The 17,848-nt window shown below is 53.3% G+C and carries 18 protein-coding genes; 11 read left to right on the top strand and 7 right to left on the bottom strand.

All coding sequences use genetic code 11. The features are described from left to right. The first annotated feature begins 46 nt into the window (after positions 1-46). Positions 47-1,204 carry a phosphodiester glycosidase family protein gene (locus tag MKY74_RS10640; protein ID WP_076170507.1) on the top strand — a complete coding sequence of 386 codons (1,158 nt, stop codon included), beginning with the start codon at positions 47-49 and terminating at the stop codon, positions 1,202-1,204. Between the two features lie 36 nt (positions 1,205-1,240). On the opposite strand, the gene MKY74_RS10645 is transcribed toward MKY74_RS10640, so the two are convergent. Continuing rightward, positions 1,241-2,092, bottom strand: coding sequence for a DegV family protein (locus MKY74_RS10645; RefSeq protein WP_076170506.1), 852 nt, complete (start codon positions 2,090-2,092; stop codon positions 1,241-1,243). A gap of 49 nt (positions 2,093-2,141) precedes the next feature. Next, on the bottom strand, positions 2,142-2,579 hold the full coding sequence (locus MKY74_RS10650) for a hypothetical protein (protein WP_076170505.1): 438 nt from the start codon (positions 2,577-2,579) through the stop codon (positions 2,142-2,144). Positions 2,580-2,755: 176 nt separating this feature from the next. On the opposite strand from MKY74_RS10650, the gene MKY74_RS10655 reads away from it, so the two are divergent. Beyond that, a complete protein-coding gene (locus tag MKY74_RS10655; RefSeq protein ID WP_076170504.1) occupies positions 2,756-3,136 on the top strand; it encodes a DUF423 domain-containing protein in 381 nt (126 codons plus the stop codon). A gap of 106 nt (positions 3,137-3,242) precedes the next feature. Here the strand turns inward: MKY74_RS10655 and MKY74_RS10660 are convergent, their stop codons facing one another. Beyond that, entirely contained in the window at positions 3,243-3,773 is a 531-nt protein-coding gene (locus MKY74_RS10660) for a hypothetical protein (RefSeq protein WP_076170503.1), read from the bottom strand. Between the two features lie 214 nt (positions 3,774-3,987). On the opposite strand from MKY74_RS10660, the gene MKY74_RS10665 reads away from it, so the two are divergent. Further along, positions 3,988-4,290, top strand: a complete 303-nt coding sequence (locus MKY74_RS10665; RefSeq protein WP_076170502.1) for a YunC family protein — start codon at positions 3,988-3,990, stop codon at positions 4,288-4,290. 119 nt (positions 4,291-4,409) lie between these two features. On the opposite strand, the gene mtnA is transcribed toward MKY74_RS10665, so the two are convergent. Both mtnA and mtnK read right to left on the bottom strand, forming a co-directional pair. Continuing rightward, the gene (gene mtnA / locus MKY74_RS10670) at positions 4,410-5,495 is read right to left on the bottom strand and encodes an S-methyl-5-thioribose-1-phosphate isomerase (protein ID WP_076170501.1); all 1,086 of its coding nucleotides are present in this window, start codon (positions 5,493-5,495) and stop codon (positions 4,410-4,412) included. Next, entirely contained in the window at positions 5,492-6,715 is a 1,224-nt protein-coding gene (gene mtnK / locus MKY74_RS10675; protein WP_076170812.1) for an S-methyl-5-thioribose kinase, read from the bottom strand. Before mtnK ends, mtnA begins: the two co-directional genes overlap by 4 nt. 321 nt (positions 6,716-7,036) lie before the next feature. On the opposite strand from mtnK, the gene MKY74_RS10680 reads away from it, so the two are divergent. From MKY74_RS10680 to sufB, 6 genes are all read left to right on the top strand, one after another. Beyond that, positions 7,037-7,498 (top strand): Dps family protein, encoded by a 462-nt coding sequence (locus MKY74_RS10680; RefSeq protein ID WP_076170500.1) that lies wholly within the window; start codon positions 7,037-7,039, stop codon positions 7,496-7,498. A 617-nt stretch (positions 7,499-8,115) separates the two neighbouring features. Next, positions 8,116-8,898 (top strand): Fe-S cluster assembly ATPase SufC, encoded by a 783-nt coding sequence (gene sufC / locus MKY74_RS10685; protein WP_076170499.1) that lies wholly within the window; start codon positions 8,116-8,118, stop codon positions 8,896-8,898. Between the two features lie 25 nt (positions 8,899-8,923). Then, a complete protein-coding gene (gene sufD / locus MKY74_RS10690) occupies positions 8,924-10,228 on the top strand; it encodes a Fe-S cluster assembly protein SufD (RefSeq protein WP_076170498.1) in 1,305 nt (434 codons plus the stop codon). After that, complete coding sequence (locus tag MKY74_RS10695; protein ID WP_076170497.1) at positions 10,225-11,436, top strand: cysteine desulfurase; 1,212 nt, start codon at positions 10,225-10,227, stop codon at positions 11,434-11,436. Before sufD ends, MKY74_RS10695 begins: the two co-directional genes overlap by 4 nt. Further along, positions 11,436-11,867 carry a Fe-S cluster assembly sulfur transfer protein SufU gene (gene sufU / locus MKY74_RS10700; RefSeq protein WP_076170810.1) on the top strand — a complete coding sequence of 144 codons (432 nt, stop codon included), beginning with the start codon at positions 11,436-11,438 and terminating at the stop codon, positions 11,865-11,867. The genes MKY74_RS10695 and sufU overlap by 1 nt, the downstream gene beginning before the upstream one ends. 21 nt (positions 11,868-11,888) lie before the next feature. After that, positions 11,889-13,286 carry a Fe-S cluster assembly protein SufB gene (gene sufB / locus MKY74_RS10705; protein ID WP_076170496.1) on the top strand — a complete coding sequence of 466 codons (1,398 nt, stop codon included), beginning with the start codon at positions 11,889-11,891 and terminating at the stop codon, positions 13,284-13,286. 230 nt (positions 13,287-13,516) lie between these two features. Here the strand turns inward: sufB and MKY74_RS10710 are convergent, their stop codons facing one another. Then, complete coding sequence (locus tag MKY74_RS10710) at positions 13,517-14,566, bottom strand: HD-GYP domain-containing protein (RefSeq protein ID WP_076170495.1); 1,050 nt, start codon at positions 14,564-14,566, stop codon at positions 13,517-13,519. A gap of 89 nt (positions 14,567-14,655) precedes the next feature. After that, complete coding sequence (moaD, locus tag MKY74_RS10715) at positions 14,656-15,384, bottom strand: molybdopterin converting factor subunit 1 (protein ID WP_076170494.1); 729 nt, start codon at positions 15,382-15,384, stop codon at positions 14,656-14,658. 130 nt (positions 15,385-15,514) lie between these two features. Between moaD and MKY74_RS10720 the strand changes: the two genes are divergently transcribed. After that, the gene (locus MKY74_RS10720) at positions 15,515-16,951 is read left to right on the top strand and encodes a bifunctional metallophosphatase/5'-nucleotidase (protein WP_432206608.1); all 1,437 of its coding nucleotides are present in this window, start codon (positions 15,515-15,517) and stop codon (positions 16,949-16,951) included. Between the two features lie 21 nt (positions 16,952-16,972). Next, a complete protein-coding gene (locus tag MKY74_RS10725) occupies positions 16,973-17,800 on the top strand; it encodes an undecaprenyl-diphosphate phosphatase (protein WP_076170492.1) in 828 nt (275 codons plus the stop codon). The last annotated feature ends 48 nt before the right edge of the window (positions 17,801-17,848 follow it).

The following is a 17,848-nucleotide window of genomic DNA, read 5'->3' on the forward strand; positions in this document are numbered from 1 at the left end:
CTACGTGGGACTTAGGACCCGAGTTCATGAGATGGGGGAAGTAACCATGGAGCAAGCATCGCTGCCCAAACGTTCAAGCGTAAGAAACCAACGGTCCGCTCCAAAAGGGACAAAGAAAAGGAAAAAGAAAAAGGGAGGTTTCCTGCGATTCAGTATACGCTTGTTCTGGAGCCTGGTTCTGGTCGGTGCCGCGGCAGCCGCGTGGTTGTTCCTGACGGTTTCCGGCAATCATTTTCGTTACCTGATAGCGGATACGCTCATAACGACACAGCATCGCTATTTGGCGAAATATATTATTGGACAGGACGAGCTGAACAAGCGCGTAGCGGAATACAACAAGCGGTTTGAAGCCATGGGCGTCGAAAAAGATACGCACCAAATCAAGCTGCCGGTGCAAACCCAAACGGCTTCCGCCGAAGCCGGCAAGGAGATGGAGAAGCCGCCCCTTGTGGAGATTGAGGAAGTTTCGGGTAAAGGGTATCACGGGTATGTAATGACCGTTCACGATCCGACAAAAATCCGTCTGGGCGTTCCCGCAAAGCGCGGCAAAGGCGAGAAGGTCTCCAGCATGGTCAAGCGCTACGGCGCGATCGCCGGCGTGAACGGAGGCGGATTCGCCGACCCGAACTGGAAAGGGAACGGCTTTAAGCCGATCGGCATCGTCATATCGCAGGGGAAGCTGTATTACAACGGATTGGGAAAAAATGCGACTACCCAGGTGGTAGGCATTGACCGGGACGGCAAAATGATCGCCGGCAACTATTCGCTAAAGGAATTGGACCGGATGGGGGTTCAGGAAGCGGTGACGTTTCAGCCGCGGATTATCGTCAACGGCAAAGGACTCATCAAGAATGCCGCCGAAGGCTGGGGCATCGCGCCGCGGACTGCCATGGGCCAGCGTGAGGACGGGGCCATCCTGTTTGTCGTTATTGACGGAAGACAGCCGACGTACAGCGTCGGAGCCAATTTATACGATGTCCAGCAGATCATGCTGAAGCACGGAGCGGTGATCGCTGCCAATCTGGACGGAGGATCCTCCACCGTCCTCGTCAAAGATAATGAAATTGTGAACAAACCGTCATCGGAATACGGGGAACGGTATTTGCCTACCGCGTTTCTGGTGTTTGAACACCCAGAGCAGGCGGACATCCCGAATATATGGGCGGGCCTCAATCCGAGGGACATCGACCCTTCAAAGAAGTAAGAATTGTTTATTTATAAAAGAAAAAAAGCCTGAAAATCAGGCTTTTTTGGAATAAATGATTCCGATCGTTTTGGCACCGCAGTGGGAGCTAATGACACAGCCGGCATCCGAGAGGGCAACCTCACGGGCGCCGGTTTTTTGTTCCAACAGCCTTTTGATCGCTTCCGCATCTTCAGCCGCCATGGAATGGGTGACGAAGATGAGATCGTTGTCCATCTCGTCCTTCTTGTCCAGCGTATTGTTGACCATCTGCTCCAGAGCCTTTTCTCGCTTGCCGCGGACTTTGTAGGCCGGAGTCATCTTACCGTCGATCACCTTGATGACCGGCCGGATCTTGAGCAGGCTGCTCATGAGGTTCTGCATGCCTGAGCAGCGTCCGCCCTTGTACAGATATTCCAGCGAATCAATGACGAATTCGGTCTCTACGAGCGGCTTAACGGTCTCCACGATGCCGGCGATTTCACGGGCGCTTTTCCCCTGTTCTGCCGCGGCCACCGCTTTCATGACCAGCAGGCCGATGCCGGTGGTCAGATTCCGTGAATCCACGACCGTGATTCGTCCCTCCGGAAACTCCTCACCTGCGATCAGCGCGTTCTGATAAGTCGAGGATAGCTCGGACGACAGGCTGATATAAACGATATCCCGTCCTTCTTCCACAAACGGGGTGAATGCCGCGATAAAATCGGACGGAGACGGAGCGGCCGTCTTGGGAAGGCTGCCCGTCTGCTCCACCTTGGCATACAATTCGGGTGTCGTTAAGTCGACGCCGTCCCTGTAATTCTGGTCCCCGAACGTAACGTACAGCGGAATAATGCCGATGTCATGGGCTTTGATCCAATCGTGAGGAAGGTCGCATGTGCTGTCGGCAAATATTTTGACTTGAGACATAAGATCACCTTTTTCTTCTAATAGACTGCTGGACTGCGGGTAAAGTCCGCTAGACTGCGGCAGAGGCCATGAAGTATATAAAGAACAAGCCGATACTGAGCACGATGACGGCATTCACAATAAGCCCGATGATGGCAAAGATCTTTTTGCGGTTCCTGATGGCCGTCCCCACAATGCCCAGAATCGTTCCGACCACGTTGATGACAACCAGTGCGATCATCAGCAGACCGACGACGCCGAGGCCAAGAATTGCATTGGAATTCGGACCGTCCAGCATACCTTCTTCGAGATAAGGAGCCATAATGGCGCCTGCTGCCGCGGCACTGATGATATAACCCAGCAAACTGACCAGGCCCATGACAAAGGATGCGATGCCGGGCCCGGAATGCTTCAGCGCAGCAGGGGGAACGAACTGAGCATGGGGCGAATGGGGCCCCGGGTTCTGCTGGAATCCGTCCGGCTGGTGCGGAGGCTGGTTTGAATCCATGAAATCACTCTCTCCTTCGAATCGATAGATATGCTTCTTACTTTTCCATAAGATCCCGTAAAAATCAAGCTGATTTGGGCAGTCTTGAGCCATGGTGGTGGAAAAGGCGGCGTCCGATCGGTTAAAATAGTTAACAGTTTGTTAGTAGATTAGGAACATCCAAAGGAGTTGTCGATGTGCAGCGTAAATTTATATTGACCGGCGCCCTGATGGCGATGCTGTCCGTGGTGATCGGAGCATTCGGAGCCCACATGCTGGAACCTATTGTCGGAGAGTCGGCGATGAAGGTTTATGAAACTGGGGTTCAATATCATATGGCGCACGCCTTGGGGATCATACTGATCGGGGTCGTTGCGGGGTTATGGGGAGATTCGCGCAAGCTGGCCTGGGCGGGATGGCTGCTGCTGGCCGGAATCATTCTGTTTTCCGGAAGTCTGTATGTGCTCGCCATCACCGGGATCAAAGTGCTTGGCGCCATTACGCCGCTTGGAGGCGTTGCCTTCATCATCGGCTGGATCTGCCTGATTGCGGAAGCCGCCTCGCGCAGACGAGCCTGACCCGTCCATATCGGAGGAGAACAGAAGAAAGCCCGTCTTCGGCTTAGTGAGCCGGGACGGGCTTGTTTTAGTGTTATAAGCTTCGGAGAAACGGATCCTTATCCTATTAGATGACCTCGTCCACTTCGTTCAGCTTAAAGGTATAAACCTGTTTCTCATCCACGTGATATACGTTCAGCATCTGGTGTTCCTCATCATAATTCAGGATCCGGCACGGCATATGAATGTGCTGCCCGCTCCGGTTGGCCGTCAGCCGGATCAGCCGGTTGTCACGGATGTATACCTGAATCCAATCATAAATGTCCGAACCGCCATGCACCGGGTTTCGGGGCGGCTGGCTTTTTGTATTTTTCCCCACGGCCGCTGTACGCAGTTCCGCTTCCTTGATCGGAGCTGGGGGAACGGACGGGCGGGAAGGCTCTTCTTTGGAAAGGAGAGATTTGCGCTTGTCCTGAAGCATCGTTTCAATCAACCGCCCCAGTTCAATTCCCGATTTGATGCGAAAATCCGCAATATGCCCGTTGCCGTTCAGCATGCCGAGGAGTTCTTGAAGCGCCAGGGCATTAGAGGGACTTTTCACTAAGATGTCGACGTTGAATAAAAAACCCGATTCGTCATTGGATTGATTGTTGTCCATGGATCCCCCAAACTATACGTTCAAATTAGATATGAAAGTGACTAAATAATATCATGAATGTGAATAGAATCATAGTCCTAATGTCGGAGTGGATAGCAACTTTCTTCCTATTTATTTCGGCGCATTTTGGTTATAGACGTCCGCACAGTCACCCCTTCCCCAGGGCGAATACAATGATGCTGGATGGATATCACGCCTGGGGAGGTACAGCTGAATGGTGACCATGGTGCCGATTACCGTCGGGGGGCACAGCTTTGTCGGGGTAGAGGTTAAGCTGCCCAAGACGACTCTGCTCACGATCAACTCGCCGAAAGGGTACATTATGTGCGGGGCGCTGGACGTAGGCCTGCTTAACACGAGACTGGCGGAGCGAAAAATCATTGCGGGCCGGGCTGTCGGCGTCAAAACGCTGCAGGAATTGCTTGAAGCGCCGCTGGAGTCGGTGACGACCGAGGCCGAGGCGCTCGGAATCGTTCCGGGCATGCCAGGGCATGAAGCTCTGTTGAAAATGGTGTAATGGCTTCACGGCCGCCGACTGGAAAGCAATAAAAAGCCAGCCCTGGCAGGGCTGGCTGAGCCGGTGGCATTTCGGAGATTAGAGACACTAGCCGGAAAAATCCACATTGGCCAAGTTCATTAAGCTTGGAAAAGGGCGGCGAGGTTCTCGGCGAACGGTGCCTTGACGATCCCCTTTTCCGTGATGATGGCTGTTACATATTCGTGAGGCGTGACATCAAACGCCGGGTTGTAAACCTTGATGCCTTCAGGAGCGGTTCTCTTCCCGAAGCCCTCGGTGACTTCCTCAGCCGGCCGCTCTTCAATCGGGATGTTGTCCCCTGTAGGGGTATTCAGATCGATCGTCGATAATGGGCAGGCGACGTAGAACGGAATGCCATGGGCCTTGGCCAGCACGGCCAGACTGTAGGTGCCGATCTTGTTGGCGACGTCGCCGTTGGTGGCCACCCGGTCGGTGCCGACGATCACCGCCTGCACCCATCCCTTGGACATGACCATGCCTGCCATGTTATCGCAGAGCAGCGTCACGTCAATTCCGGCCTGCTGCAGCTCGAAGGCCGTCAGCCGCGCGCCCTGCAGCACAGGGCGCGTCTCATCGGCATACACTTTCAGCTGTATGCCCTGTTCCTGGGCCAAATACATCGGCGCGGTCGCCGTTCCGTATTTGGCCGTAGCCAGCCCGCCCGCATTGCAGTGGGTGAGCACGCCCATGCCGTCCCGGAACAGGGGCAGTGCATTCTCCCCGATGCGGCGGCACACTTCCTCGTCCTCCGCTTGAATCGCGTTGGCCTCGGCGAGCAGGGCCTCGTTCAGGTCGGCAACGCTGCCTCCCCGGCCGGCCAGCTCATGCGCTTTTCCTTTCATCCGGTCCAGCGCCCAGAACAGATTGACCGCCGTCGGCCGCGAGGTGGCCAGATAGGCGCTGACCTTGACGACATGGTCGTCCCAGGCGGCGGCATCGACGCCTCCATACTGGCGCGCCCCGAGCACTACGCCGTAAGCGGCGGCGATGCCGATGGCTGGCGCGCCCCGGACTTTCATCGCATGGATCGATTCCCACACTTCTTCGGGTGTGAACAAATCCAGATAGACGATGGCGTCCGGAAGCAGGCGCTGATCCAGCAGGATCAGCTTGTCGCCGCCCCATTGGACGGAAGTTAATGGTTCGCTGCGTCGTTGTGTTTGTTCTTGGTTGTCATTACTCATTTTACGGCTCCTTTAAGCGGCTCGGCTTCCTTCACCAGCCGGACGATGTCTTCGCCGGACTGGATGGTCCGGTTGAATAGAACGAGCTGTTTGCCGATAGCCAGCGCCGTACGCTGCGCCTTCTCCCGCAGCTTTACGTCCGCGATCGTGTCGATGTCGGCCACATGGGACAAGCCGACGATGCGCCGGATCATTTTGCAGCCGGCGAATCCGCAGGCATCCCGCAGTACTTTGGCCACGTAGGCGTCCTGGTAGCCGGGTGCTTTCGCAAGCGGGTCCCTGGCATCCTCATCCCACAGCTTGCGGAAGCGGATTTCAAATTCGGACCATACGTCCGAAACCATGCGCAGAAGACGCTCTTGATTGCCGAGAACTTCCGATTCTGCGGCATCCCAGCCTGGCCGGGAAGCGTAGTTCAGCAGCAGGTTGCCGATGATGGCGCCGAGGTCGAAGCCCATCGGCCCGTAGTAGGCAAACTCGGGATCGATCACTTTGGTCGATTCCGGTGTGACGAAAATGCTGCCGGTATGCAGATCGCCGTGAACCAGCGCTTCAGTCCGGGTCAAGAAGGCTTCCCGGAGCAGGGCGACCTCCAGATGGAGCTTGCCGTTCTCCCGCAGCTCCTTCGCCTCATCCTCCAGATAGTCCGGGTAGTTGTTGTTATCGGAAAACCGATATGGATCGTCAAAGATCAAATCCTCGGTAATTTTGCACAGATCCGGATTGATGAATTTACGTACCTGTTCTTTCTTTTCCTGCGGGTTCAGGTACAGATCCGAGGTATAGAACAGCGTTCTGGCCGTAAATTCGCCGATATGACGGGCAAACAACGGATAGGCTTGTCCTTCGATCAGCCCTTTGCGCATAATCGTGTGGTCGCTCAGGTCTTCCATGACGGTTATCGCCAGGTCATCGTCGTAGGAGAACACCTGCGGTGCCAGTCCGGGGCACAGGCGGTACTGCACTTGAAGCGCCTCGCGTTCAATGCGCGCCCGGTCCAGGGACAACGGCCAGGATTCCCCGACCACCTTCGCATAAGGAAGGGCTTGTTTGACAATGATACTTTTATCGCTGTTCCGGTCCGTAATATGGAACACTAAGTTCAGGTTGCCGTCACCGATTTCTTTGCATTCCAGCTGCGCATCGGGCGTGAAATGCCCCGGAATGCCGCGGACGAGAGAAATGGCGTCTTGGACGGTGAGCGGGTGATATGTGGACATGGAAGTCACCTCCGTATAATAAGGAAACGCGAATAAAGCCAACTTGTTCACTTGGTTATAAAACAGTATATCGGATTGCCGACCTCTTTTGAATCTTTTTTTCAGTGAGAGCGTTTGAAAACGAAAGACCCTGCCATTTATAGGCAATTGTTTCGTGCAGCGGGTTGAAGGGTAAGATAAGGGCAGGGAGGCACGCAGCCCAGATTACTCTCGGAAGAGCCTCCCCATACTTATACGAAAACTCCAGCCGGACCCCGAAGCTGCCGTTGTATGCAGCATTGGAGAGGGAAGGCCATATACTTAAAAAAGGAAGGGATATTCATGGCAAAAACGTCATCCAAATCGAAAACATCCACTTTGGAGCAAATCCTAAACCAACAAGTTGCGAACCTGAACGTCCTGTATGTCAAAATCCATAACTACCATTGGTACGTAAAGGGTGAGCATTTCTTTACCCTCCACGTAAAATTTGAAGAGCTGTACGACGATATTACGCTGAAAATGGACGAAGTGGCTGAACGGCTGCTTACGATTAAAGGAAGCCCTGCTGCGACGATGAAGGAGTACCTGGACATCGCAACCATTCAGGAAGCTTCCGGCAATGAAGACCAGCGCAAAATGGTGCAGACCCTGATCGAGGACTTTGCCACCGTTGCCGAGGAAATGAGCGAAGGAATCAGCCTGGCGGAGGAAGCCGGCGACCATCCGACGGCCGACATGTTTATCAAGATCAAGAGCGATCTCGAAAAGCATATGTGGATGCTCCGTTCTTACCTGGGATAAGGGAGGCTTCTTTCGCGAAAGCCCGGAAGTGCGCTGGCCGCCAGCGCACTTTTTGTGTCCCGGATCAACCTTTGACGGCATAACGTATAAGACCGCGTTGCCTTTTTGATGAATCAGACATGAATCGGACGTACGGGAAATTGAGAAATGGGATCCGGTCTCTGGCGGCTGTTCCCGATAATGATTCCGAGCGTCTGCGCGGTTGTCAGGATCCTCCATGCTGCTGTTCCTTGGATGTGGGAATGCAATCCATAACATATCGCAGAATGTTCACGAAACGCCAGCCGGTGATGAGAACGATGGCTCCGTTGCCGGATGCTGCAGAACTTCCGCGAAATCCGTTCGTCATGAACAGCGTCCATGGAAAAATTTGATATTGTAAGGAAACAGGCTTGGCTGCAACCGCGGCGAAGCCTGTTTCTGTAATGAAACACCAGGTTTACTCCGACGGGCGGTTGATATGATTCGCCATTTATTATAAAATTGTGATAATCATTGAGAATCAATTTAGACTCATTACAAATTGATAATAATGATTGATTGAAATCGGGGAGCGCGTCCCTGTTGAAATAGACTTTCTGATTTCGGCAAAACATTTAACGGAGGGAAAAACGAATATGGCTACTAATTTCACCATTGAAGGACTTAAAGCGACAATCGAGGGCAAGGAAATCCTGAAAGGCATCAACCTGGAAATGAAGGGCGGAGAAATCCACGCCATCATGGGACCTAACGGTACCGGTAAAAGTACACTTGCTTCCGCTTTGATGGGACATCCTAAATATGAAGTAACGGACGGCAGCGTAACCCTGAACGGCGAAGACGTTCTGGAAATGGGCGTTGACGAGCGTGCGCGCGCCGGCCTGTTCCTTGCTATGCAGTACCCGAGCGAAATTACGGGCGTGACCAATTCCGACTTCCTTCGCAGTGCCATCAATGCACGCCGTGAAGAAGGCAATGAAATTTCGCTGATTCGTTTCATCCGTCAAATGGAAGCGAAGATGAAAGAACTGGATATGAACCCTGAGTTTGCCCATCGTTATTTGAACGAAGGCTTCTCCGGCGGTGAGAAGAAGCGGAACGAAATTTTGCAAATGATGATGATCGAACCTAGCATTGTCATCCTGGACGAAATCGACTCCGGTCTGGATATCGACGCTTTGAAAATTGTTGCCAGCGGTGTAAACGCGATGCGCAGCGACGACCGCGGTTTCTTGATTATTACCCACTATCAGCGCCTGCTTAACTACGTGAAGCCTGATTTTGTACATGTTATGATGCAGGGCCGCATCGTGAAATCCGGTGGTCCTGAACTGGCGGAGCGCCTGGAAGCAGAAGGTTACGATTGGGTGAAGGAAGAACTCGGTATCGAAGACGAAACTGTAGGTCAAGAAGCGTAAAGATAACGGAAGGAGGAGAACGAAGATGACAACACAAACCATTCTTCCGGTTAACGCTGAAGGCCTGAGCGCGCTGTCGAAGGGCAGCAACGAGCCGGCCTGGCTCACGGAAAATCGTCTGAAAGCATTGGAACTCGCGGCAACCCTCGAGCTGCCGAAACTCGAAAAAACGAGAATCGAACGCTGGGATATTCAAAATTACGGAAGCTTCAAATCGGTAAGCCCGATTGCATCGCTGGCTGAAGCTCCTGAATCGATTCGGGAACTGATCAAGGACCAGGAAGCGGGCAACCTGATTATCCAGCGCAATTCCGGAACTGTGTATACGAAGCTGTCCCCTGAGCTGGCTGCTCAAGGTGTGATTTTCACCGATCTGGCGACGGCCGTGAAGGAGCACGAGGATCTCGTTAAGGCTCACCTTCATACGGCTGTTACAGCGGATGAGAGCTCCGTAGCCGCACTGCATGCCGCATTGTGGAACGGCGGGGTGTTCCTGTATGTTCCAAAAAATGTGGAGGTATCCGTACCGCTGCAGGCCGTTCTGCTGACAGACGACGAGGAAGCGACCTTTGCTCCTCATATTCTGGTTATTGCCGATACGAACAGTTCTGTAACCTATGTAGATAACTATGTATCCGGTACATCCGGTAAACCGGTCACTCATAACGGCGCCGTTGAGGTATTCGCCAAATCGGGAGCGAAAGTCCGGTTTGCGACGATTCATCAAATGGGCACGAACGTGACGGACATCAGCTACCGCCGTGCCGTGATCGAGAACGACGCGTCCATGGAATGGATCGTCGGTGAAATGAACAGCGGCGATACCGCCAGCGATACTTACTCGATTCTGAAAGGAAACGGATCGACGTCCGATTCCAAGATCATCGCCGTCGGCTCCGGTTCGCAGAAGCTGAACTACACGACTCGTGCGAACCACTTCGGCAAGAGCTCCGAGAGCCAAATGATTACCCGTGCGGTTATGCGTGAAGAAGCACAGGCCATCATCAACGGCATCACCAAGATCGAGAAGGGCGCGACCAAATCCGACGGACAGCAAACGGAGAAAGTGCTGATGCTGAGTCCGAAAGCACGCGGTGACGCCAACCCGATCCTGCTGATCGACGAGGACGACGTTAAGGCAGGTCATGCTGCATCCGTCGGCCAGGTCAACCCTGAACAAATTTACTACCTGATGTCCCGCGGGATTTCCCGCGAAGTTGCCGAATCCCTGATCATCTATGGATTCCTGGCACCGGTCGTATCTCAGATTCCGCTTGAAGGCCTGCGCACGCAGCTTCAATCGGTCATCGAAGGGAAGTTGGGACAATGAACCGCGACATTCTCGAGCAGTTTCCCATCCTGAATCAGGAAATAAACGGCCACCCGCTGGTATATCTTGATAATGCGGCGACTTCCCAGAAACCGCTCGCTGTGATCGAGGCTGTCAAACGCTATTACGAGCATGACAACGCCAACGTGCACCGCGGGGTGCATACGCTTGGAAGCCGTGCAACGGATGCTTATGAAGGCGCGCGCGAGAAGGTAGCTAAGTTCATTAACGCCAAGAGCACGAAGGAAATTATTTTTACGCGGGGAACGACGACAGCCCTGAATCTGGTGGCTTCATCGTTCGGGCGCTCGATTTGCCAGGAAGGCGATGAAATCGTCCTGACCCCGCTGGAACACCACAGTAATCTAATTCCTTGGCAGCAGGTGGCAAAAGCCACCGGCGCCACGTTGAAATATGTTAAACTACAAGAAGACGGTTCAGTCACCTTGGCCGAAGTCGAGAAAGTCGTCACCGAGAAAACCAAGATCATCGCGATGGGCTATGTGTCCAACGTCATGGGCGTGGTTAACCCGGTGAAGGAAGTTGCCGAGCTGGCGCACCGCCATGGCGCGTATATGGTCGTGGACGGCGCCCAAAGCACGCCTCACATGAAGATCGATGTTCAGGATCTGGATTGCGACTTCTACGCCTTCTCCGGCCATAAGATGTGCGGTCCTACCGGCATCGGTGTACTGTACGGCAAAAAGGCGCTGCTCGAATCCATGGAACCGGTGGAATTCGGCGGTGAAATGATTGACGATGTCGGACTATACGATTCTTCCTGGAAGGAGCTGCCCTGGAAGTTTGAAGGGGGCACCCCGATTATCGCCGGAGCGGTTGGGCTTGCTGCAGCCATCGATTTTCTCGAGGAAATCGGCATGGATCAAATCGAGGAGCATGAGCAGAAGCTCGCGAAGTATGCGATCGAGCGGTTATCGGAAATTGAAGGCCTGAAGCTTTATGGTCCGCGTGTACGTAAAGTGGGCTTGGTCACCTTCAATTTGGGAGATGTGCATCCGCATGATGTGGCTACGGTTCTGGATGCCAGCGGGGTTGCAATCCGCGCAGGCCATCACTGCTGCCAGCCGCTCATGCGTTGGCTTGAGGCCAGTGCCACCGCCCGTGCAAGCTTTTATCTATACAATACCGAACAAGATGTAGATCGTCTGATCAGCGCCTTAATCCAGACAAAGGAGTATTTTGGATGATGGAACTTGACGACTTGTACCGGCGTGTCATAATGGATCATTATAAAAACCCCCGCAATCGGGGCAAATTTGAAAATGAAGCCGTGACGGTGGATCTGAACAACCCGACCTGCGGCGACAAAATTTCGCTTCAGCTTATTGTCGATAACGGCATTGTCAAAGATGCCAGATACACAGGCGAGGGCTGCTCCATCAGCATGTCCTCCGCCTCGATGATGACCGAAGCGGTCAAAGGCAAGACGCTTGAGGAAGCGAAGGAAATGGCTTCACGCTTTTCGTCGCTGATGCAGGGTGAGGACGTTCATTTTGACGATTACGAAGATATCGAAGCCCTGTCCGGAGTTAACAAGTTCCCGGCCCGCATTAAATGCGCAACGCTCGCTTGGAATGCACTGCGGAAAGGTATTGACGAGGAACGCATTAACCACTAACGATAGGGAGGCTGAATACTCATGGCCAAAAAAGCGCCTGAAATAGAAGAGTATAAATACGGATTCCGCGACGAACATAAAGCGGTATTCCAAACCGGTAAAGGACTTACCCGTGAGATTGTTACCGAAATTTCCAAAATCAAAAACGAGCCGGAATGGATGCTTGAATTCCGTCTGAAATCTTTGGAGCAGTTCGAGAAAATGCCAATGCCTCGCTGGGGCGGCGACCTGGATGAACTGGACTTCAACGATATCCAGTACTACGTAAGACCTTCCGAGAAGCAAGGAAAGACGTGGGAAGAAGTACCGGCTGAGATCAAAGAAACCTTTGACAAGCTGGGTATTCCGGAAGCCGAGCAGAAATTCCTGGCCGGTGTATCCGCCCAGTATGAATCCGAAGTTGTGTATCACAACATGCAGAAAGACCTGGAAGACCAAGGGGTTATCTTCATGGATACCGACACAGCGCTGAAAGAGCATCCTGAAATTTTCAGAGAGCACTTTGCGACTGTCGTTCCTCCTACCGATAACAAATTTGCTGCGCTGAACAGTGCGGTATGGTCCGGCGGAAGCTTCATTTACGTTCCAAAAGGCGTTAAATGTGAAATCCCGCTGCAGGCTTACTTCCGGATTAATTCCGAGAACATGGGCCAATTCGAACGTACGCTGATCATTGCGGACGAAGACAGCTTCGTGCATTATGTCGAAGGCTGTACCGCTCCAATCTACAGCACGAACTCGCTGCACAGTGCGGTCGTTGAGATCATCTGTAAGAAAAACGCACGCGTGCGTTATACGACGATCCAAAACTGGGCGCCGAACATCTACAACCTTGTTACCAAACGGGCGGTAGCTGAAGAGAACGCCACGATGGAATGGGTAGACGGCAACATCGGCTCCAAGCTGACGATGAAATATCCGGCAGTGCTGCTGAAAGGACGCGGCGCGAAAGGCATGGTGCTGTCCATTGCGGTTGCAGGCAAAGGCCAGCATCAGGATGCAGGCGCCAAAATGATCCACTTGGCTCCGGATACGACGTCCACGATCGTATCGAAGTCGATCAGTAAGCACGGCGGCAAGGTCACCTACCGTGGTCTCGCTTCCTTCGGCCGCAACGCGGAAGGCGCGAAAGCCAACATCAAGTGCGATACGCTGATCCTGGATAACGAGTCCACTTCGGATACGATTCCGTACAACGAGATCAAGAACGACAACATCGTTCTGGAGCACGAAGCGACGGTATCCAAGGTATCGGAAGATCAGCTCTTCTACTTGATGAGCCGTGGTCTCACCGAAGCCGAGGCGACGCAAATGATCGTTATGGGCTTCATCGAGCCGTTCACGAAGGAGCTCCCAATGGAATACGCGGTCGAAATGAACCGCCTAATCAAGTTCGAGATGGAAGGCTCCATCGGTTAATATTAAGCAGACAAAGCGTGTTCTGCGCAGCCGTTACGGTGGCTTCGCAGGGCACGCTTTTTTATTAGAATAAGAGAGTATACACTTCGGAGACTCGGCATCCTTTATATCGCAAGAAAAGCTTCGGATAAAAGCGGCCTGTCTTCTATGAAAGTACGTCGATAGACGGTTTTTTCTGGCCATCATTAAAAAGAAGCCCTCAACCGAGGGCTTCTTTTGCATTGAACGGGTTACATATAAATTTGATCGATGGCAATATTCCGGTCAGAGGACAGATCAATGAACCGGTCCTTGGTCTTCACAAGCGGACGGAAGAAATCCGCCGGATTGGTCATGATAATGGTGCCGGTTTCCCCGGAAGTCAGGGTGACCCGTTTGCCGATAAAGTTCGGGAGCATATGGCTGATAAACGCCTGGGTTGCCCGGGGGCTCAGCTTACCGAAGCTGAGGCTGTACAGCTCGCGGAGCACGGTCAGCAGTTCCTGCTTCGTCTGATACACACGGTTCGTTGTCATCGCACTAAACACGTCGGCCACCGCGGTAATCCGCGAAAAAGGATGGACTTCAAGCTCGCCGCACTGGTGGGGATAGCCGCTCCCGTCGTCACGTTCATGATGCTGCAGCGCGACCAGCGCGGGAATTTCATCGTTGGTGGAGCTTCGGATGATATCGTAACCGTAGACGGTATGACGCTTCATTTCTTCAAATTCTTCCGGCGTAAGCTTGCCGGGTTTGTACAACAGCTCGGCGGGGACGAGGCATTTGCCGATGTCATGCAAAAAACCCGCTTTTCCGGCTGCGTAGGCCTCCTCGGGAGCATACCCGAGCCATGTAGATATGTAGTAGGAAAGAATGCCGACCTGAACGGAATGTTGGTATGTATATTCGTCTTCCGGATTGATGGACAAGAGGAGGGAGACCACGTCGGTATGGGTGCTGAGCCGGTCCACCAGCGGCTCCATAATGTCATTGACGACGGTCGTGTTGATCCGGCCTGTCGAAAGGGCTTCCAGATACAGCGACTCAAACCCTTCCACCGCTTGTCCAACCTGTTCTTCCACCTTGGAAGCAGGTTGACCGGAAAGGAACGGTGATGAAGCGGTCGGCTCATCCGGCCGGGAGGGGTCAACCTCCACATAAGCGATGCCATGCTGAATCAGCTTGCTGATCTCTTCAAGCTTCAGTTCCTTCCCTTTGTGGAGCACATGAAGCCCGATATCGTTAAACGTATCGGCTTGAAGCCGATCACCGGGCCGTAATTCCGTGACATGAACTCTCAAAACTGATCGTCACCTCATTGTTCAGATTGGAACCTATTGTTTTGAAATCTATATTAGCAAGAAAAATATGGATTATCAACGAACTCTTCTTAGACGGAAGGAGGGAGCGTCGGGTCCCACGGCCCCTTTTGATGTCCCTTCCATTCCGACCCGTCCTCCCAAATTTCCTTCTTCCAAATGGGCACGGACTGTTTGAGCTTCTCAATCGCATACCGGCTCGCTTCATAACAAGCCTCCCGGTGCCCGGTCGATACCGCGATGATGACGCTGATCTCTTTCACGTCGACTGTACCGATCCGGTGCGAAATCGCACAGCGCGTGCCCGGCCAACGTTCGGCGATTTCACGGCCGATCAATTCAAGCTGCGCCAGTGCCATCGGGATATACGCATCGTATTCCAAGTGAACGGTACGCTGCTCACCCGTCATTTCCCGGGTTGTCCCGACAAAAGACAGCGTGGCGCCATGGTTGTCGTCCAGCACCTTGGACGTCACCTCATCAACGGACAGCGGCTGATCGGTAATACAGTATAAGCCGTCTGCTGATGCTTCCTGTACTGAGCTACTTCCGTCTCCACCCGATACGGGCGGAATCAGGGCGACTTCGTCACCTTCCGTAATAAGCGCGTCACCCGGCGCATAATTCTGATTAACGGCAACAAAAGAAACGGAGATCTGCGCGGCAGCCTCCGGGTATAATTCGGTCAGCTTTTGTTTCAAGCCGTCGGCTGTGATGGATTCCCCTTCGACGGACAAAGGTAAAACAGAGGTTTGGAGCCGTTCTGCAAGACCGGCAAACAATCGAATATCAAGCTGCATTTCTTTCTCTCCTCGGGCGTGGTAGTTCATGTCTTCAATATACCATATCCACCTTGAAAATGTTATGCTTATCCCTAGGAGCATTTGGGCCTAACAAGGCGAGAACAGTGAAAGGGGAGGTTACCCAATGATGCTGCAGAACCAGGCAAAATCGATTACAATCCTGCATACGAATGATATACACAGCCACTTTGAAACGGTTAGTTCCATTGCAGCCCTGGCTGCCGCCGAACGCGCTCAGGCGGCGGAGAGTCCTCTTTTACTGGTGGATATAGGAGATCATATGGACCGGACGGCCGTCGAAACCGAGGGGACGATGGGCCAGACGAACATCGACATATTGAATTTAACGGGATATGAGGCGGTAACGATCGGGAACAATGAGGGGCTGACATTTACCCCGGACGTGCTGGAACGCCTTTATGCGGGCCTGCAGTCCCCGGTTATTTGCTGCAACATCCATGAGCAGCTCAGCTCGGCGCCGCCTGCATGGATGAAGAAACGCGTCATTCTGGACAAGGACGGAATCCGGATCGGGCTGACGGGAGCTACGGCTCCGTTCGCCGACTTCTACAAACTGCTCGGCTGGGATGCCCTGGAGCCGCTGCAAGCGTTGCAGGAGCAGGTGGAGGCACTGCGTCCGGAGGCCGATATCGTGATCGTTTTATCCCACCTCGGGCTGTCTACCGACCGGCTGATGGCAGAACGGATTCCGGGTATCGACCTGATTCTCGGCGGGCATACCCACCATCTGCTGGAAGAGCCGCTGCGGATTGGTGATACGGTGCTGTGCGCAGCGGGAAAGTACGGTCAATACGTCGGTAAGGTGGTCATGACTCAACAGGATGACGGCCGTTTCCGTGTCATCGAGGGAGGATGCCAGCCAATTGATACCAACCTTTTAGATGAAACGGTGTCCCGCGCCCTTGGAATTCATCGCGAGCGGGCCGAAGAAGCCCTGAAAGAGCCTGTGGCGGTTACGGACCGGCCGCTGTCCCTGACGCATACGGGAGAATCGCCGTTCGGCAATTTGCTGGCGCAGTCGGTCCGCCAGTTTACCGGCGCGGAGCTGTCGCTTGTCAACACGGGGCAGCTGCTGGGCGATCTGCCGGAAGGGGAAATTACGGCGGGACTCCTTCACGAGCTCTGCCCATCTCCGATTAATCCCTGCGTGGTCAGCCTCAAAGGGGAGCATATCCGGCGAAGCCTGGAGGAGAGCCTCCTGCCGGAATATTGGAGCAAGGAAATCCGGGGATTCGGGTTCCGCGGCAATGTTCTCGGCAATATCGCGGTGGACGGAATTGAAGTCTTGTACGATCCAAGCCGCATCCCTTATGATAGGATTGTTCAAATTTCGCTTCAGGGGGAGCCGCTGCGGGACGACCGGATGTACACTGTTGGAACGTTGGACATGTTTACATTCGGGACGGGATACGAGCAGATTTCTCGGGGGGAAGATCCGAAATACTTGCTTCCCGAGTTTTTGCGGGACCTGCTGAGACTTGAGCTCCAGCGTCCCGGAAGTCTGGATACCTGCGGCAAGCACCGTTGGATCGAGGTTGTTTAAGAAGGACCAGAGGAGGAAGAAATGGATACCATTACTGCAATTATCTTGGGGATTGTGGAGGGGGTTACGGAATTTATTCCGGTCTCTTCAACGGGGCACATGATATTGACGTCCAAGCTCTTGGGCTATGATGAGCAGGACCCCATTATGAAAACCTTTGAAATCGTCATTCAGCTGGGGGCCATTCTGGCGATCGCCCTCGTCTATTGGAGACGGATTCTGGATCTGCTGGGCATCAAACGGACCATGCCCGAATCCGGAAGCCTGCGGTCCGGCAAGAAGCTGAATCTGCTGCATGTTATCATCGGGATCGCCCCTGCACTCATCGTGGCCTTTTTTGCCAGGGACTTTATCAAGAGCCTGTTCAGCGCAAATACCGTAATCTGGGCGCTGATCGTAGGCGGGATCTTCATGATTTTTGCCGAGTGGTTTAACAAGTCCAAAGCCAGAATCACCGCCGAAACGATGGATGACCTGTCGTACAAGCAGGTGCTGTTGATCGGGCTTTATCAAATTTTATCTGTCGTATGGCCGGGATTTTCGCGTTCGGGATCCACGATTTCCGGAGGGATGCTGAGCGGGGCAAGCTACAAGGCGTCGGCCGATTTCTCGTTTCTGATCGCAATTCCGATCATGTGCGCCGCTTCCGGCTATGAAATGCTGGATTCGTACAAGTATATGACCAAGGATACGATCGGCATGTTCGTTATCGGATTTATCGTAGCTTTTGTGGTGGCCTATGTCGTTGTGCTTGCTTTTATGAAATTGATTCAAAAAATTCGTCTGACCCATTTCGCCATTTACCGGTTTGTGCTTGCCGCCGTGTTCTGGCTGTTCGTTATGCGCTGATTCAAGAACCGTAATGTGATGGACTAATTCCGCATAGCGTGAATGGGC

The sequence above is a fragment of the Paenibacillus sp. FSL R5-0378 genome, assembly GCF_038009285.1.
Lineage (GTDB): Bacteria > Bacillota > Bacilli > Paenibacillales > Paenibacillaceae > Paenibacillus_AQ > Paenibacillus_AQ favisporus.

Excerpts from the sequence above, each read along its gene's own strand:
- MKY74_RS10640 (WP_076170507.1), top strand. The coding sequence starts at position 47 with ATGGAGCAAGCATCGCTGCCCAAACGTTCAAGCGTAAGAAACCAACGG.
- MKY74_RS10645 (WP_076170506.1), bottom strand. The coding sequence starts at position 2,092 with ATGTCTCAAGTCAAAATATTTGCCGACAGCACATGCGACCTTCCTCAC.
- MKY74_RS10650 (WP_076170505.1), bottom strand. The coding sequence starts at position 2,579 with ATGGATTCAAACCAGCCTCCGCACCAGCCGGACGGATTCCAGCAGAAC.
- MKY74_RS10660 (WP_076170503.1), bottom strand. The coding sequence starts at position 3,773 with ATGGACAACAATCAATCCAATGACGAATCGGGTTTTTTATTCAACGTC.
- MKY74_RS10665 (WP_076170502.1), top strand. The coding sequence starts at position 3,988 with ATGGTGACCATGGTGCCGATTACCGTCGGGGGGCACAGCTTTGTCGGG.
- mtnA (WP_076170501.1), bottom strand. The coding sequence starts at position 5,495 with ATGAGTAATGACAACCAAGAACAAACACAACGACGCAGCGAACCATTA.
- mtnK (WP_076170812.1), bottom strand. The coding sequence starts at position 6,715 with ATGTCCACATATCACCCGCTCACCGTCCAAGACGCCATTTCTCTCGTC.
- MKY74_RS10680 (WP_076170500.1), top strand. The coding sequence starts at position 7,037 with ATGGCAAAAACGTCATCCAAATCGAAAACATCCACTTTGGAGCAAATC.
- sufC (WP_076170499.1), top strand. The coding sequence starts at position 8,116 with ATGGCTACTAATTTCACCATTGAAGGACTTAAAGCGACAATCGAGGGC.
- sufD (WP_076170498.1), top strand. The coding sequence starts at position 8,924 with ATGACAACACAAACCATTCTTCCGGTTAACGCTGAAGGCCTGAGCGCG.
- MKY74_RS10695 (WP_076170497.1), top strand. The coding sequence starts at position 10,225 with ATGAACCGCGACATTCTCGAGCAGTTTCCCATCCTGAATCAGGAAATA.
- sufU (WP_076170810.1), top strand. The coding sequence starts at position 11,436 with ATGGAACTTGACGACTTGTACCGGCGTGTCATAATGGATCATTATAAA.
- sufB (WP_076170496.1), top strand. The coding sequence starts at position 11,889 with ATGGCCAAAAAAGCGCCTGAAATAGAAGAGTATAAATACGGATTCCGC.
- moaD (WP_076170494.1), bottom strand. The coding sequence starts at position 15,384 with ATGCAGCTTGATATTCGATTGTTTGCCGGTCTTGCAGAACGGCTCCAA.
- MKY74_RS10720 (WP_432206608.1), top strand. The coding sequence starts at position 15,515 with ATGCTGCAGAACCAGGCAAAATCGATTACAATCCTGCATACGAATGAT.
- MKY74_RS10725 (WP_076170492.1), top strand. The coding sequence starts at position 16,973 with ATGGATACCATTACTGCAATTATCTTGGGGATTGTGGAGGGGGTTACG.